Origin of the sequence: Kosakonia pseudosacchari (assembly GCF_015167415.1) — a bacterium.
Taxonomy (GTDB): Bacteria; Pseudomonadota; Gammaproteobacteria; order Enterobacterales; family Enterobacteriaceae; genus Kosakonia; species Kosakonia pseudosacchari.
This window is the reverse complement of sequence record NZ_CP063425.1, coordinates 2,055,974-2,070,801: the sequence shown is the minus strand read 5'-3', so window position 1 is coordinate 2,070,801 and position 14,828 is coordinate 2,055,974. Positions and strand designations below refer to the sequence as shown.

Here is a 14,828-nt window from a genome sequence, read left to right as displayed (position 1 = left end):
AGCGAAAAGGCGTTATCCGGCCGGAGACGCCGCGTCACCGCCCGCCTCTGCTGCTGGCGGGCGTTTTTTCCCCCGGCCTTTGGCAAACGTTTTTTTCTTCTCGCCGCCCGGAGCCACCAGCCCACGGAACTGACGCACCGGCGTGTTGCGCGCATGGTGAATCAGCTCGTGCAGCGTACCAACCAGCGGCTGCATAAAGTCCTGATAGCGGCACTCTTTCTCACTGATTTGCGTCAGTACCGACTCCCAGTGCGCGGTCATGTCCGGCCGCGCCGCCATCTCCGGCAGCGAGTGGATCAACGCCCGGCCCGGTTCGGTCGAATGGATGTAGCGCCCTTTCTTCACCAGAAAACTGCGCTTAAACAGCAGTTCAATAATCCCCGCGCGCGTCGCCTCGGTGCCCAGACCGTCGGTAGCACGCAGAATTTTTTTCAGTTCTTTGTCCTGCACGAACCGCGCAATCCCGGTCATCGCCGACAGCAAGGTTGCATCGGTAAAGTGGCGTGGCGGCTGAGTCTGGCGCGCGACCACTTCGCCTTTTTCGCACAGCAATTCGTCGCCTTTTGCCACCACCGGCAACGGCGTGCCGTCGTTCTCTTCATCGCGCTCTTTAGAACCAAGCAGCGTGCGCCACCCGGCCTCCGCCAGAAAGCGCGCTTTGGCAATAAACTTGCCGTTAGCGATATCAAGATCGATCTGGCATTTGCGGAACACCGCATCCGGGCAGAACTGCATCAGATACTGGCGAGCAATGAGGTTATAAACGTTGGCTTCGTTATCGCTGAGATTGACCTTCGAGGCGCGGGCTGTCGGAATGATCGCATGGTGCGCATCAACTTTCTTATCGTCCCAGCAGCGGTTGCGCGTCTCCGGGTTCACAACCGGCTGTGGCAACAGATCCGGGGCATGCGCGCCAATCGCGTTCATCACCGCGTGTCGCCCGGCGAAGTGCTCTTCCGGTAAGTAGCGGCAATCGGAACGCGGATAGGTAATAAGTTTGTGGGTTTCGTAGAGTTTCTGGCAAATATCAAGCACGTTCTGCGCACTGAGCCCATAGCGTTTTGCCGCTTCAATCTGCAGCGCAGAAAGCGAAAACGGCAGCGGTGCGGGTTCTGATTCCCGTTTATCGTTATAGGCCGTCACCAGCGCGGGTTGGCCGCTAATGCGGCTCACCACATGCTCCGCCAGTGGACGATGTAACAAGCGCCCTTCATCGTCCTGATAAGGTTCACACGCCTCGCTCGGCTGCCACAGGGCGGTAAAGCGCTCCCCGGCAGGCGTGACGATATGCGCTTTCACCTCAAAGAAATCTTTCGCCACGAAGTTTTCAATCTCTTCGTCGCGACGCACCACCAGCCCGAGCACCGGCGTTTGCACGCGCCCGACAGAGAGCACGCCCTGATAACCGGCGTTGCGCCCCAGCAGCGTATAAGCGCGCGTCATATTGATACCATAGAGCCAGTCGGCGCGGGCACGCGCCAGCGCCGACACACACAGTGGAATAAATTCGCTATTTGCCCGCAAGCGCTCAATCGCCCGTTCTACGGCCTGCGGATTGAGATCGTTAATCAGGCAACGCTGCACCTGCTGGCGTTTTTCGGCGGGCAGTTGCAGGTAATCAATCACTTCATCCACCAGTAACTGCCCTTCACGATCCGGGTCACCGGCGTGCACCACCTGTTCGGCATCGGCGAGCAGGCGTTTAATAACATTGATTTGCTTGAGCACCGACGGGCGCGGCTGCAACTGCCATTTTTCCGGCACTATCGGAAGATCGGCCAGATTCCAGCGCGCATAGCGGCTGTCATAAGCGTCCGGCTGCGCCTGCTCAAGCAGGTGACCAATGCACCAGGTCACCACCTGACCATTACCGCACTCAATATAGCCGTCGCCTTTGCGATGCGGCTTCGGCAGCACATCGGCAATGGCACGCGCCAGACTGGGCTTTTCGGCAATAAATAACCGCATAGGATTAACGGATCTCGATCATTGGTCGACCGCCGCGTGCGCTGACCAGCTCACCAATCGCGCTCAGTTGAATACCGTATTCCGCCGCCGTCGCTTTGACTTCCTCTTCCGAACCAGGCGCTACCGCCAGCAGCAAGCCACCGGACGTTTGCGGATCGCACAGCAAATCGCGCACCGCCGTCGGCATTTCGCCCATCAGGTGACCGTAGCTGGCGAAGTTACGCTGCGTACCACCCGGCACTGCGCCCTGCGCAATGTACTCTTCTACACCCGGCAATTTTGGCACATCCTGATACCAGACCTGTGCCTGCACGCCAGCGCCCTGACACATTTCACTCAGGTGGCCGAGCAGGCCAAAGCCGGTGACATCGGTCATCGCTTTTACGCCGTCGATCCCGGCAAAAGCGGCACCGGCAAGGTTCATGCGGCACATCACTTCTGTTGCCAGACCAACGTGTTCCGGTTTGAGCAGCGATTTTTTCTCCGCTGTGGTCAACACGCCAATGCCCAGCGGCTTGGTGAGAAACAGTTTGCAGCCCGCCTGGGCGGTGCTGTTTTTCTTCACGCGTTCGGTTGGCACCACACCGGTTACGGCAAGGCCAAAAATCGGCTCCGGCGCGTCAATTGAGTGACCACCCGCCAGGGCAATCCCCGCCTGCTGGCAGGCAAAACGCCCACCGTCGATCACCTCGCGCGCAATTTCCGGCGCCAGTTTGTCGAGCGGCCAGCCCAGGATGGCAATCGCCATAATCGGTTTGCCGCCCATCGCGAAAACGTCGCTAATGGCGTTGGTCGCGGCAATGCGGCCAAAGTCGAAGGGGTTATCGACAATCGGCATAAAGAAGTCAGTGGTGCTGATAATGCAGGTGCCGTTACCCAAATCGTAAACGGCGGCGTCATCACGCGTTTCGTTGCCGACAAGCAGGTTCGGGTCGAGAAACTTCGCCTGCTCGCTATGCAGAATGGTATCCAGCACTTTGGGGGAAATTTTACAACCGCAACCGGCTCCGTGGCTGTATTGCGTTAAACGAATGGCTTGCTCGCTCATGGACATCTCCTGTCATTGCAATCGCGCTATGGTAGCGCCCAAATGCTGAGCTGGTAAGTCTGGCAATCTGAATTCGCGCGTTATTGCTCATTAAGCAAACGAAACAGACATAACCTGCGATGATTTTTTGCTCGCAAACATCATCTCAATAACTACATCGGCCATTTTGCGAGTCACCGCAATGTTCTTTTTGGCATTTTATGACAGAAATATGACAGCAGCCACTGAGGGCTACAGACGCTTTTTTACATAAAGGAACCGCTCATGAAAAAAAATATCATCGCGTTTTGTCTTGCTAGTTTGCTCTCTACCAGCGCTTTTGCTCTGGTTCCATCCGGGAATGACGCCACCACCAAACCTGATCTTTACTACCTGAAAAATGCGCAGGCCATTGATAGCCTGGCGCTGTTACCACCGCCGCCGGAAGTCGGTAGCATCGCGTTTTTAAACGATCAGGCAATGTACGAGCAGGGCCGTTTACTGCGTAACACCGAGCGCGGCAAACAGGCAGCGGAAGACGCAAACCTGAGCAGCGGCGGCGTGGCAAACGCCTTCTCCGGCGCATTTGGCTCACCGATCACTGAGAAAGACTCCCCGCAGCTGCATAAGCTGTTGACCAATATGATCGAAGATGCGGGCGATCTTGCCACGCGCGGCGCGAAGCAAAAATATATGCGTATCCGCCCGTTTGCTTTTTATGGCGTGCCAACCTGCAACACCAAAGAGCAGGATTCACTGGCGAAAAACGGCTCATATCCGTCCGGTCATACCTCTATCGGCTGGGCGACCGCACTGGTGCTGGCTGAGATTAACCCACAGCGCCAGGATCAGATCCTCAAACGCGGCTATGACCTGGGGCAAAGCCGGGTGATCTGTGGCTACCACTGGCAAAGTGATGTGGACGCCGCGCGCATTGTCGGCTCCGCTGTCGTTGCCACTTTGCATACCAACCCGGCGTTCCAGCAACAGTTGCAGAAAGCCAAAGACGAGTTTGCCGCCCAGCATAAATAAATTGCGCGCCCTGACGGGCGGACTTTCACGATGATCCCTTCGCGTTTTTATCGGCGAAAGCGGACTGGGCTTTAAAAGAAAGCGGCTGCGGCAGAGTTGTCGCAGCCGTCAGATAGCAGGTGAAGCTTAGAAACGTGTCACGAACGGCGTGGTATCCGGTACGGTGACCGTGGTCGAGGCTTTCAATTGCGGTGTGCCGAGATACAGAAAACCGACGATTTTATCCTGTTCGCGGCAGGCAAACGCCTGGCGAACCACCGGGCTGTCGGTCAGCGGGCCGGTGCGCCAGATGCCATTAAACCCCTGCGCCAGTGCCGCCATCTGCATTGCCATTACCGCGCAGCCGGCAGAAAGCAACTGCTCCCACTGCGGGACTTTGTGGTGAACTTCGCATTTCGCCACCACCGCGATGATCAACGGCGCGCGAAAAGGCGATGTACGCGCTTTTTCGATACCTTTTTCATCCTGGCCTGCAGCGATCGCGGCCTGCTCCAGCGTCTGACTGAAACGTTCGCGCCCTTCCCCTTCGATGACAAAAAAATGCCAGGGTTGAAGTGTACCGTGATCCGGCGCGCGCATCCCCGCATGTAAAATGTTATCCAGTTGTTCACCTGCCGGGGCCGGTTCTGCCAGCCGGGATGCGCTACGACGATTGACGAGCAGCTCAAGTGCGTCCATTAGTTAAACTCCTGTATTGAAATTTGTTCACAAAATTAACACGGGCGTAGAAATTGTTACAGCGCCGGAGGCGATTCCTGCTGACAACTGGCGGCGGGGTAATTAGGATAACCACACTTTGCCGCTCGGGCAGCGGTGGTCGTTAACTACCAGGGAGAATACATGCGAACCCTTTGGCGAATTATTGCCGGTTTTTTCAAGTGGAGCTGGCGATTGCTGAATTTTATCCGCAAGCTGGTGCTGAATCTTTTCTTTATTTTGTTGGTGCTGGTTGTCGCAGGCGTGTGGATGCAAATGAGCGATAGCAAAACCAGTAGCAACGGCCGGGGCGCATTGCTGCTGGATATTTCGGGCGTGGTGGTGGACAAAACCTCTGCCAGTAGCCGCCTTGGCGCGCTGGGTCGCCAGTTGTTCGGAGCCAGCTCCGATCGCTTACAGGAAAACTCGCTCTTTGACATCGTCGACATCATTCGCCAGGCACAGCATGACCGGAATATCACCGGGATTGTGATGGATCTGAAAAATTTTGCCGGCGCCGATCAACCGTCGATGCAGTATATCGGCAAAGCGCTGCGTGAGTTCCGCGACAGCGGCAAGCCGGTTTATGCCGTGGGCGATAACTACAGTCAGGGCCAGTATTACCTTGCCAGCTTCGCCAATAAGATCTGGCTGTCGCCGCAGGGCGTGGTTGATCTGCACGGCTTTGCCACCAACGGTCTCTACTACAAATCGCTGCTTGATAAGCTAAAAGTCACCACCCATGTATTCCGCGTCGGGACCTATAAATCCGCCGTTGAGCCGTTTATTCGCGACGATATGTCCCCGGCAGCACGTGACGCGGATAGCCGCTGGATTAACGAGTTGTGGCAGAACTACCTCAACACCGTTGCCGCTAACCGCCAAATCACCGCGCAGCAGGTCTTCCCTGGCGCACAAGCGATGCTGGATGGTCTGCGTAAAGTGGATGGCGACACAGCGAAATACGCGCTGGATAACAAGCTGGTTGATGAGCTGGGTTCCGCCACCGATGCGGAAAAAGCGATGGTTAAACAGTTTGGCTGGAGCACGGAGGATAAGAACTTCCGCGCGGTCAGCATGTACGATTACCAGGCGAAAAAACCAAGCGATGTGGGCGATACCGTGGCAGTGATTTTCGCTAACGGCGCGATCATGGACGGTGAAGAGACGCCGGGGAACGTCGGCGGCGATACAACGGCCGCGCAGATCCGCGACGCACGCCTGGATCCGAAAGTGAAAGCCATTGTGCTGCGTGTTAACAGCCCTGGCGGCAGCGTTAGCGCATCGGAGGTTATTCGCTCAGAACTGGCGGCTGCCCGCGCGGCAGGTAAGCCGGTAGTGGTTTCAATGGGCGGCATGGCGGCCTCCGGCGGTTACTGGATCTCGACACCGGCGAACTACATTGTCGCCAGTGCCAGCACGCTGACCGGGTCGATTGGTATCTTCGGGGTTATTAACACGCTGGAAAACAGCCTCGACAGCATCGGTGTGCATACTGATGGCGTAGCAACCTCGCCGCTGGCAGATGTCAGCATGACCAAAGCGTTGCCGGACGAAGTTTCGCAGATGATGCAATTGAGCATTGAGAATGGCTACAAACGCTTTATCACGCTGGTGGCGCAGTCGCGCAACAGCACACCTGAGCAGGTTGATAAAATCGCCCAGGGTCACGTCTGGACCGGCCAGGATGCGAAAAATAACGGGCTGGTCGATGCGTTGGGCGATTTCGACGACGCGCTGGCGAAAGCGGCTGAGCTTGCGAAACTGAAACAGTGGCATATCGATTACTACGAGGAAGAGCCGAGTTTCTTTGATCGGGTAATGGATAGCATGTCTGGTTCGGTAAGCGCCATGCTGCCAAAAGCACTGCAGGCCTATCTGCCCGCGCCGCTGGCAAGCGCTGCGCTGGAGATGAAAGCTGAAACCGACAAACTGGCGGTGTTTAACGATCCACAAAATCGTTATGCGCTCTGTCTGAACTGCGCCAATATCCGCTAAAATCACCTGACCTCGTCCCCTCCACCGGAGGGGATTTTTTTGATGAAGCCAGAATATAACTATGCAAAAAAAATCCATTTATGTTGCCTACACGGGCGGTACTATCGGTATGCAACGCTCAGAACACGGCTATGTGCCGGTTTCCGGTCACCTGCAACGTCAACTGGCGCTGATGCCGGAGTTTCATCGCCCGGAAATGCCCGATTTCACCATCCATGAATATGAGCCGCTGATGGATTCGTCCGATATGACGCCGGAAGACTGGCAACATATTGCAGACGATGTAAAAGCTCACTATGACGATTACGATGGTTTTGTCATTCTGCACGGTACAGACACGATGGCCTACACCGCGTCGGCGCTGTCATTTATGCTGGAAAACTTAGGCAAACCGGTAATTGTGACAGGGTCACAAATCCCGCTCGCCGAACTGCGTTCTGACGGGCAGATCAACCTGCTGAATGCCTTATATGTGGCGGCAAATTTCCCGATTAACGAAGTGACGCTGTTCTTCAATAACCGTCTGTATCGTGGCAACCGTACCACCAAGGCGCATGCCGATGGTTTCGACGCGTTTGCTTCGCCTAACCTTGCCCCACTACTCGAAGCGGGTATCCATATTCGCCGTCTGGGCACGCCGCCCGCGCCGCATACCACGGGAGAGCTGGTTGTCCACCCGATCACTCCGCAGCCGATTGGCGTGGTGACGATTTATCCCGGCATTTCCGCCGATGTGGTGCGCAACTTCCTGCGCCAGCCGGTAAAAGCGCTGATACTGCGTTCTTACGGCGTGGGTAATGCGCCGCAAAACGGTGAGTTTTTGAAAGAGTTACAGGAAGCCAGCGCGCGCGGCATTGTGGTCGTCAACCTGACACAGTGTATGTCCGGCAAAGTCAACATGGGTGGCTACGCCACCGGCAATGCCCTTGCCCACGCTGGCGTGATTGGCGGCGCAGACATGACCGTGGAAGCGACGCTGACAAAACTTCACTATCTGTTAAGCCAGGATCTGGACGCTGATTCCATTCGTACTGCAATGACACAAAACCTGCGTGGTGAACTGACGCCGGATGAATGAGGAGGCTCGTATGACGCAACGCGCACTGCTGCTGGTCGATATTCAGAATGATTTCTGCGCTGGCGGCGCGCTGGCTGTGGCGGAAGGTGACAGCACAGTTGATGTTGCTAACGCCATGATTACGTGGTGTAAAACACGCGGCAATGCCATTGTGGCAAGCCAGGACTGGCACCCGGCCGGACATGGTAGTTTCGCCAGTCAGCACCACGTCGCGCCGTTCACGACTGGCGAACTGGCGGGGTTAGCCCAAACGTTTTGGCCCGATCACTGTGTACAAAACAGCGAGGGCGCGGCGCTACATCCGTTGCTAAACCAGAAAGCCATTGACGCGGTGTTTTACAAAGGCGAAAACCCGCTGATTGATAGTTACAGCGCGTTTTTCGATAACGGCCATCGGCAGGAAACCGCCCTGCACAATTGGTTGCAGCAGCACGATATCCGCGAACTGGTAATACTTGGTTTAGCCACCGATTACTGCGTGAAATTTACCGTGCTGGATGCGCTACAACTTGGCTACCAGGTGAATGTCATTACCGATGGTTGCCGTGGCGTGAACCTGAATCCGCAAGACAGCACACAGGCGTTTATGGAGATGTCAGCGGCTGGCGCGACGCTCTATACGCTCGCGGACTGGCAGGAAACGCACGCCTGATAATGCCCCTGCCGGATGGCATTACGCCTCCGGCATGACGACTTACGATTTAAATGTCGCGATAGGCTTTGGCGAAATACCAAAATCCTCTTTTAATTGCTGCTTACTTTTCATCACCATCTGGCCGTTGGTATCAATGGTCATGTGCTGCGCCTGCGTGTTATTGCGCGCCTGCCACAGCATCACCAGTTGCAGGCTGTTCTCTTTTTGCTCTGGTGTCAGCGCAACGCCATCCGGCCATTTACCTAACTCAACGGCAGTGGCCAGGCGCTGGTAGATCTCCGGCGTCATGCTGTTAACGATTTGATCAAGATTCATCTTGAAAACTCCGTGGAATAATTGCTGAATCGTTTTTTCAACCCTGAGACCGATCGCCGCTTTCGTCATCCGTAAAGCTCAGGGAAGCAGAGTTAACGCAATAACGTTCGCCGCTCGGTTGCGGGCCATCCGGAAAGACGTGTCCCAGGTGCGCATCACATTTTCCACAGCGGATTTCCACTCGCTGCATGCCATGGGAATAATCGTTGATATAGCGGATAGCGTCTTCGCTCACCGGCTCAAAGAAACTTGGCCAGCCGCAGCCAGAATCATATTTCGTTTGTGAATTGAACAGCGCGGCGTCACACACCAGACAGTGATAAACCCCGTCGCGTTTGTTATGCAGAAAACGTCCGGTGAACGGCGGCTCAGTGCCGTGGTTCTGCGTCACGTAAAACTGCATTTCAGTCAGTGTTTTTTTCAGGTCGTCTTCAGAAGAATTATGCGCCATTTGCTCACGCCTCACGGTAAAAACTCGACAACTTTTCAGCCTGATTCTAACAAAACATTAACACTGCGGCGTTAACTTTTGTTCTAAACTTATTTGTTGCGGTAAAGCAGCCGGTGAATTGTGATTAATCTCACATTTTTATCCTGTCCGACCTTTAAAATTCCGGGCGGCGCCCCTATATGGGGAGCATGCTCAAAGGAAGAGTGAGGCGAGTCAGTCGAACAAAGGTTATGCGGAGGATTGATTTGTCGCAATGATTGACACGATTCCGCTTGACGCTGCGTAAGGTTTTTGTAATTTTACAGCCAACCTTTTATTCACTAACAAATAGCTGGTGGAATATATGACTATCAAAGTAGGTATCAACGGTTTTGGCCGTATCGGTCGCATTGTTTTCCGTGCTGCTCAGGAACGTTCTGACATCGAAATCGTTGGTATCAACGATCTGTTGGACGCTGAATACATGGCGTACATGCTGAAGTATGACTCCACTCACGGTCGTTTCAACGGTACCGTAGAAGTGAAAGACGGCCACCTGGTTGTTAACGGCAAAACCATCCGTGTTACTGCTGAGAAAGACCCGGCTAACCTGAAATGGAACGAAATCGGCGTTGACGTCGTTGCTGAAGCTACCGGTATCTTCCTGACCGACGAAACCGCGCGTAAACACATCACCGCTGGCGCGAAAAAAGTTGTTCTGACTGGCCCGTCCAAAGACAACACCCCGATGTTCGTACGTGGCGCTAACTTCGACAAATATGCAGGCCAGGACATCGTTTCCAACGCTTCCTGCACCACTAACTGCCTGGCCCCGCTGGCAAAAGTTATCAACGACAACTTCGGCATCATCGAAGGTCTGATGACCACTGTTCACGCGACCACCGCAACGCAGAAAACCGTTGATGGCCCGTCTCACAAAGACTGGCGCGGCGGCCGCGGCGCATCCCAGAACATCATCCCGTCCTCTACCGGTGCTGCTAAAGCTGTAGGTAAAGTATTGCCGGAACTGAACGGCAAACTGACTGGTATGGCGTTCCGCGTTCCGACTCCGAACGTATCTGTTGTTGACCTGACCGTTCGTCTGGAAAAAGCAGCGTCCTACGAAGAAATCAAGAAAGCCATCAAAGCCGCTTCTGAAGGCCCGATGAAAGGCGTTCTGGGTTACACCGAAGACGACGTAGTTTCTACCGATTTCAACGGTGAAGTTTGCACTTCCGTGTTCGATGCCAAAGCCGGTATCGCCCTGAACGACAACTTCGTGAAACTGGTTTCCTGGTACGACAACGAAACCGGTTATTCCAACAAAGTTCTGGATCTGATCGCTCACATCTCCAAATAAGTTGAGATGAGAACCTGATCTGAAAGAGCGACTTCGGTCGCTCTTTTTTTGTTTTGAAGACAGAGGATTGCGTTAATGATTAATAAAATTTTTGCACTTCCGGTAGTCGAACAAATTACCCCTACTCTCTCCCTGCGCAAAATGGACGAGCTGGACGTCATCGTCGTCGACCATCCGCAGGTTAAAGGTTCATTCGCCTTACAGGGCGCACATCTGCTCTCCTGGAAACCGCAGGGCGAACAAGAAGTCCTGTGGCTGAGCGGCAACACGCCGTTTAAAAATGGCGTCGCGCTGCGCGGCGGCGTGCCGGTTTGCTGGCCGTGGTTCGGCCCGGCAAAACAACAAGGCCTGCCAGCGCATGGTTTTGCGCGCAATCTGCCGTGGGCGCTGAAAGCGCATAACGAAGACGCTAGCGGCGTCGTGCTGACCTTTGAACTGCAGAGCAGCGATGCCTCGCGTAAATTCTGGCCGCACGACTTTACGGTGTATGCCCGTTACAAACTGGGCGCGACCTGCGAAATGGAGCTGGAAGCCCACGGTGAGTTTGAAACCACCTCGGCGCTGCACACCTATTTCAACGTCGGTGATATTGCGGCGGTAAAAGTGAGTGGTCTTGGCGATCGTTTCATCGACAAAGTGAACGATGCGAAAGAAGATGTGCTGGCCGACGGAGTGCAGACATTCCCGGATCGTACCGACCGCGTCTATCTGAATGCTGAAGCCTGCAGCCTGATCCACGACAGCGCGCTTAACCGCACCATCGAAGTCATCCACAGCCATAACGCGAATGTTGTGGCGTGGAACCCCGGCCCGGCGCTCTCTGTCAGCATGGCTGACATGCCGGATGACGGGTATAAAACGTTTGTCTGTGTGGAATCGGTTAACGCGACCGTGCCGCAGAAAACCACAGAAGAGAAACCGTCCCGTCTGGCGCAGACTATCCGCGTCGTTAAACGCTGATCCTGCCAACCCTCTCCCCCACAGGAGAGGGTTATTACTCCTGTCATACCACGTCGAGCGGCGTTTTACGGCCCGGAGCCGGGAAAGCGTTATCCAGTCGCGCTAACTCATCGCGGCTTAACGTAATATTCAATGCCGCCGCATTTTCCTGCACATGCGCCACGCTGGACGCTTTAGGAATGGCTATCACGCCCTGATGGCTAATCACCCATGCCAGTAAAATTTGCGCAGCGCTCACACCCTGTGCCACAGCAATCTCACGCACCGTACTGTTTTCCAGTAAACCATCGCGCAGACGGCCAGCCTGAGCCAGCGGACAATACGCCATTACTGGCATTGCCTGTTGCTGACACCACGGCAGCAGATCATATTCAATCCCGCGCGAACCAAGATGATACAACACCTGATTTGCCGCACAGGCGTCACCGCCGCGCACGCGCATCAGCTCCTGCATATCGCTGTAATCCAGATTTGAAACGCCCCAGCGGCGTATTTTACCCTGCGCGATCAGCGTTTCCATCACCTCGACGGTTTCAGCGAGGGAGTAGTTACCGCGCCAGTGCAGCAGATAGAGATCGAGAACCTCTGTTTTCAGACGCCGCAGGCTGGCTTCGCAGGCAGCAATGGCTTTCTTACCACCGGCATTCCATGGATACACTTTGGAAACCAGAAATACCTTATCACGCAAACCGCCCTGTAAGGCTTCGCCGACCACCTCTTCCGCTCCGCCATCGGCGTACATTTCCGCCGTATCAATCACCGTTAATCCCAGATCGATACCCGCGCGCAGCGCATCCACTTCTTTCTGACGCAACTGCGTATTTTCACCCATGTACCAGGTGCCCTGGCCAATGGCGGGCTGCGAAACCTGGCCTGCAAAAACGACTTTTTTGTCTGCCATATACTCCTCCTGCTAAACGCTTCACCGTAAAGCAAAACAGGGCCAGTGGCCCTGTTTTATTGCACAGATCGTACTATTCAACTGCACAATCAGAAGCGGTACGTCACCCCGGTGGACAACAGCCCGCTCCAGGATTTGTCCACCATCGGGCTGTCTTTGATTTCATCCGACAGATGGGTGTAACGACCGGCACCGTACACGGTCCAGCTGTCCGTCAGGCGATAGCTAACCGAGAGTTCCAGATAGGGGCTCCAGCCATTATCCGGTTCGTAGCTCTTCAGGCCGCTGCGGCGCGCTTCGGAACGCGACACACCGTAGTAGTAGTTGTTCAGGTTATCGCTGGCCCACTCAACACCAATGCCCGGCGTGACGCTCAGCGCACCGTTGTTGTAGTTATACAACCAGCCGATGTCCCACATAACGCCGTTGCTGTTATCCAGCACATCGCCCGCAAGGGTGGTGCGCAGGAAACCGTAATCAGGAGTATTGTGGACGTAGGAAAGCCCCGCCATCATCGTCCCTTTACGGCGATCCAACTGGCGCAGCTGACGGTTATCGCTGTCTTTTGGTTTGAACTCCCACGGAGAGTAAAACGCGGTGATGGAGAGTTTATCCGCCTGGTCATTCCACAGGTAATAACCGCCGCCTAAGCCGCGAAACCAGAAATTATCACTCTCATAGGTGATAACAGGAATCGGCAGGACACGTTTATCATACTGTTTATACGGGGATTCAAGGACGCCCACGCCAGCGCCCAGTGAAAAGGTATTTTCTGCATTTGCTGCAAAAGCGCAGGACGCGGTCAGCACGCCCAGTGCCACGAGTTTGATTTTGGTCACAGTCCTTTCTTTCCTGTAGTCAAATAATTGGCGCATGAAGTTTAACCGCCCGCGCCAGCCTACCCAAATTTTTTTACCTAAACATTACAAAAAATCGCAAATTCTGTATGCCTGTTAGCCAGCCGCAACGGGTGCGGAAAAATACTTTCGAGCCCCGCCAATCAACCCTCTTCGGACATTTCTGGTGATCAATGACACGCTGTACATACCGTTACACGGCAGTGCTCATCATCTGTCATAAGGCTGGTATATAGTGTCGCGGAAACAGAGAGCCATTCTTCTGTCACGTTAAAAAACAACATATTTTAAACAAATGAAGATCACGTAGTTTTAATTTTATAATGAAAATCAAAAAAACTTTCTGCCTACATTTCCTGATGGCGCTTCTTGCCGTCCTGTTCCTGTGCGTTCATCCGCTGGTGACCCGCTTTGATCCACCGCTTAAATTCCAGCCGCTGATTAAAGCAATGGACGGCACGGCAAAAGAACAGGCGGAAAAAATAGCCACTATTTCTCATGCCCTGCAGGGGAATGCGATTTTTTTCATTGGCGCATCAGAAGTCGCCACCTCTGAAGATGAACCTTACGCTGTATATAATTACCTTAATAATGATTTACATCGTAATGTCGTCGCATTTGGCGACAGCTTTGATGATAGCGTCACCCATTTTCTTCTGCTGTCCCGCTTTAAGAATGACCTTAACGCAAACAGTAAAGTCGTTTTGCTGCTCGCGCCCGATAGTTTTTATTCAACCGGCGTACCTCCAGCTATTTTCGCGAATAATTTTCCGGCACCGGTTTTTAATCCTTTAATGCAGGATGAGCAAACACGCCCATTCCTGGTCAACTACTTACGCCATATCAATAAAAAAGAGACCAGCCATTTAACCTTTGAACAAATGAAAATTTCTGGCTGGGACCTGGATAATATCTGGCAAGAAATCAGTTACGAATTTGCGAATTTCTGCACACTGATTAAAAACGACTGGCTGGCGATGCTGGATGTGGAAGCGTCGCCTGCACGGCCCTGGCCTGTGCAACCCGCTGTCGACATCACGCCGAACTGGGAACACGAACTGGCCCACGCCCGCGAACTGAACGAGGCGCGACAGGAAAGCGCAGATACCTTGTGGATGGACAAAACGGTTTATGAACCCGGCGAAAAGCCAGAAGTCTGGGACGATTCGCCCGTTGAGCCGGAGCAGTTGAAAGCCTTTCGCGCCATGATCACGTTGCTTAAAGAGCGCCACGTTCAGGTGGTGGTGATTATCGATGCGATAAACCGTCGTGCGGTGCAAAATCCTGAACTTGTGCAGCCTGCGGTGACGCAGACCACCGCCATCCTGAAAGAAAACCAGATCCCCTATTTTGATATGTACTCCATGCCCTATCAGGATGGCTGGAACTGGGATCGCCTGCATCCCACCGATCTGGCATGGGTACCGATGGACCGCTTTATTATTGAGAGCTTTAAACGATGAAATACGCTATTCGCCTGTTTTTCCTTTATCTCTTACTGGCGGTCACCGTTATCGCGTGGTCCTCTGTTGATGAAAGCATGAATTTAAA

General features: G+C 54.1%; 14 protein-coding genes. 7 read left to right on the top strand and 7 right to left on the bottom strand.

All coding sequences use genetic code 11. The features are described from left to right. Positions 1-12: 12 nt before the first annotated feature. Together IP581_RS09755 and selD are read right to left on the bottom strand one after the other, a co-directional pair. Positions 13-1,968, bottom strand: a complete 1,956-nt coding sequence (locus tag IP581_RS09755) for a DNA topoisomerase III (protein WP_193822423.1) — start codon at positions 1,966-1,968, stop codon at positions 13-15. 4 nt (positions 1,969-1,972) lie between these two features. Beyond that, a complete protein-coding gene (gene selD, locus IP581_RS09750) occupies positions 1,973-3,016 on the bottom strand; it encodes a selenide, water dikinase SelD (protein ID WP_065368685.1) in 1,044 nt (347 codons plus the stop codon). 264 nt (positions 3,017-3,280) lie between these two features. On the opposite strand from selD, the gene phoC reads away from it, so the two are divergent. Beyond that, on the top strand, positions 3,281-4,027 hold the full coding sequence (phoC, locus tag IP581_RS09745; RefSeq protein ID WP_193822422.1) for an acid phosphatase PhoC: 747 nt from the start codon (positions 3,281-3,283) through the stop codon (positions 4,025-4,027). Between the two features lie 126 nt (positions 4,028-4,153). Here phoC and IP581_RS09740 read toward each other — a convergent pair whose 3' ends face one another. After that, a complete protein-coding gene (locus tag IP581_RS09740) occupies positions 4,154-4,705 on the bottom strand; it encodes an NAD(P)H nitroreductase (RefSeq protein WP_097400022.1) in 552 nt (183 codons plus the stop codon). Between the two features lie 162 nt (positions 4,706-4,867). Between IP581_RS09740 and sppA the strand changes: the two genes are divergently transcribed. The 3 genes from sppA to pncA all read left to right on the top strand — a co-directional run bounded on the left by sppA (position 4,868) and on the right by pncA (position 8,451). After that, entirely contained in the window at positions 4,868-6,721 is a 1,854-nt protein-coding gene (gene sppA / locus IP581_RS09735) for a signal peptide peptidase SppA (protein WP_193822421.1), read from the top strand. Between the two features lie 61 nt (positions 6,722-6,782). Next, entirely contained in the window at positions 6,783-7,799 is a 1,017-nt protein-coding gene (gene ansA, locus IP581_RS09730) for an asparaginase (RefSeq protein WP_086869499.1), read from the top strand. Positions 7,800-7,809: 10 nt separating this feature from the next. After that, complete coding sequence (gene pncA / locus IP581_RS09725; RefSeq protein WP_193822420.1) at positions 7,810-8,451, top strand: bifunctional nicotinamidase/pyrazinamidase; 642 nt, start codon at positions 7,810-7,812, stop codon at positions 8,449-8,451. A 42-nt stretch (positions 8,452-8,493) separates the two neighbouring features. Here the strand turns inward: pncA and IP581_RS09720 are convergent, their stop codons facing one another. Together IP581_RS09720 and msrB are read right to left on the bottom strand one after the other, a co-directional pair. Continuing rightward, a complete protein-coding gene (locus IP581_RS09720) occupies positions 8,494-8,769 on the bottom strand; it encodes a YeaC family protein (RefSeq protein ID WP_017456515.1) in 276 nt (91 codons plus the stop codon). Positions 8,770-8,806: 37 nt separating this feature from the next. After that, positions 8,807-9,220, bottom strand: a complete 414-nt coding sequence (msrB, locus tag IP581_RS09715; RefSeq protein ID WP_193822419.1) for a peptide-methionine (R)-S-oxide reductase MsrB — start codon at positions 9,218-9,220, stop codon at positions 8,807-8,809. A gap of 343 nt (positions 9,221-9,563) precedes the next feature. Between msrB and gapA the strand changes: the two genes are divergently transcribed. Then, positions 9,564-10,559 carry a glyceraldehyde-3-phosphate dehydrogenase gene (gapA, locus tag IP581_RS09710; protein WP_017456513.1) on the top strand — a complete coding sequence of 332 codons (996 nt, stop codon included), beginning with the start codon at positions 9,564-9,566 and terminating at the stop codon, positions 10,557-10,559. 75 nt (positions 10,560-10,634) lie between these two features. Then, the gene (locus IP581_RS09705) at positions 10,635-11,519 is read left to right on the top strand and encodes a D-hexose-6-phosphate mutarotase (RefSeq protein WP_193822418.1); all 885 of its coding nucleotides are present in this window, start codon (positions 10,635-10,637) and stop codon (positions 11,517-11,519) included. A gap of 43 nt (positions 11,520-11,562) precedes the next feature. On the opposite strand, the gene IP581_RS09700 is transcribed toward IP581_RS09705, so the two are convergent. Together IP581_RS09700 and IP581_RS09695 are read right to left on the bottom strand one after the other, a co-directional pair. Continuing rightward, on the bottom strand, positions 11,563-12,420 hold the full coding sequence (locus IP581_RS09700; protein WP_193822417.1) for an aldo/keto reductase: 858 nt from the start codon (positions 12,418-12,420) through the stop codon (positions 11,563-11,565). Positions 12,421-12,509: 89 nt separating this feature from the next. Continuing rightward, positions 12,510-13,259: a MipA/OmpV family protein gene (locus tag IP581_RS09695; RefSeq protein WP_097400028.1), complete on the bottom strand. Its 750-nt coding sequence runs from the start codon at positions 13,257-13,259 to the stop codon at positions 12,510-12,512. Between the two features lie 341 nt (positions 13,260-13,600). Between IP581_RS09695 and IP581_RS09690 the strand changes: the two genes are divergently transcribed. Continuing rightward, the gene (locus IP581_RS09690) at positions 13,601-14,740 is read left to right on the top strand and encodes a D-alanyl-lipoteichoic acid biosynthesis protein DltD (RefSeq protein WP_193822416.1); all 1,140 of its coding nucleotides are present in this window, start codon (positions 13,601-13,603) and stop codon (positions 14,738-14,740) included. Positions 14,741-14,828: the final 88 nt, after the last annotated feature.

Excerpts from the sequence above, each read along its gene's own strand:
- IP581_RS09755 (WP_193822423.1), bottom strand. The coding sequence starts at position 1,968 with ATGCGGTTATTTATTGCCGAAAAGCCCAGTCTGGCGCGTGCCATTGCC.
- selD (WP_065368685.1), bottom strand. The coding sequence starts at position 3,016 with ATGAGCGAGCAAGCCATTCGTTTAACGCAATACAGCCACGGAGCCGGT.
- phoC (WP_193822422.1), top strand. The coding sequence starts at position 3,281 with ATGAAAAAAAATATCATCGCGTTTTGTCTTGCTAGTTTGCTCTCTACC.
- IP581_RS09740 (WP_097400022.1), bottom strand. The coding sequence starts at position 4,705 with ATGGACGCACTTGAGCTGCTCGTCAATCGTCGTAGCGCATCCCGGCTG.
- sppA (WP_193822421.1), top strand. The coding sequence starts at position 4,868 with ATGCGAACCCTTTGGCGAATTATTGCCGGTTTTTTCAAGTGGAGCTGG.
- ansA (WP_086869499.1), top strand. The coding sequence starts at position 6,783 with ATGCAAAAAAAATCCATTTATGTTGCCTACACGGGCGGTACTATCGGT.
- pncA (WP_193822420.1), top strand. The coding sequence starts at position 7,810 with ATGACGCAACGCGCACTGCTGCTGGTCGATATTCAGAATGATTTCTGC.
- IP581_RS09720 (WP_017456515.1), bottom strand. The coding sequence starts at position 8,769 with ATGAATCTTGATCAAATCGTTAACAGCATGACGCCGGAGATCTACCAG.
- msrB (WP_193822419.1), bottom strand. The coding sequence starts at position 9,220 with ATGGCGCATAATTCTTCTGAAGACGACCTGAAAAAAACACTGACTGAA.
- gapA (WP_017456513.1), top strand. The coding sequence starts at position 9,564 with ATGACTATCAAAGTAGGTATCAACGGTTTTGGCCGTATCGGTCGCATT.
- IP581_RS09705 (WP_193822418.1), top strand. The coding sequence starts at position 10,635 with ATGATTAATAAAATTTTTGCACTTCCGGTAGTCGAACAAATTACCCCT.
- IP581_RS09700 (WP_193822417.1), bottom strand. The coding sequence starts at position 12,420 with ATGGCAGACAAAAAAGTCGTTTTTGCAGGCCAGGTTTCGCAGCCCGCC.
- IP581_RS09690 (WP_193822416.1), top strand. The coding sequence starts at position 13,601 with ATGAAAATCAAAAAAACTTTCTGCCTACATTTCCTGATGGCGCTTCTT.